Raw genomic sequence first — 571 nt, forward strand, 5'->3', positions numbered from 1 at the left:
CGCTGATCCCCGGGGCGGCAGCCGGCGGATGCGCTTTCGATGGCGCCAAGATCGTGCTGCAGCCGATCACCGACGTCGCGCACCTGATCCATGGGCCTCTCGGCTGTGAGGGCAATTCCTGGGACAACCGCGGATCGGCTTCTTCAGGTCCCACGCTCTGGCGCACGAGCTTCACGGCGCTGACCGAAGCAGGCGCCATTGAAAAGAAGCCTTTCGATGAGGAGGACTAAGAAATGGGTACATTGACAGGAAGTACGAATGGCCCTGCTGTCAACGAAGATGGGGATCTCGCCACCCCTTTTCTCAGATGCCTGATAAGGCTCATCCGCGCTCAGGATGCCCATGGGGCGTGGGAAGGCAAATCGGACACTGACCTGCTGGCCGACTTCATCCTCACCAAGGAGCAGCGCCGTAAGATCCCGATCATAGGCGATCCGGATCCTGATGTGCTGTGGAGGCTACAGAACTTTTACAGTTGCGTGGGGCTTGTGATCGAAGAGTGCACAGGCCTGTTGGCATCGCCGATCATGACGATCGGCCATGAGGGCTTCGGCCGCTTGCTTTTGACGAC

General features: G+C 59.5%; 1 protein-coding gene and 1 pseudogene. Both read left to right on the forward strand.

Annotation, left to right across the window (positions count from 1 at the left end):
- Positions 1–188, forward strand: a pseudogene (locus tag C4N04_RS31470) (nitrogenase component 1); the annotation flags it as partial.
- 45 nt (positions 189–233) lie between these two features.
- Positions 234–571 (forward strand): NifX-associated nitrogen fixation protein (locus C4N04_RS31475; protein ID WP_106797769.1); only part of this gene is annotated, 338 nt, incomplete at its 3' end.

The sequence above is a fragment of the Rhizobium sp. H4 genome, from assembly GCF_003013335.1.
GTDB classification, from domain to species: Bacteria; Pseudomonadota; Alphaproteobacteria; order Rhizobiales; family Rhizobiaceae; genus Rhizobium; species Rhizobium sophoriradicis.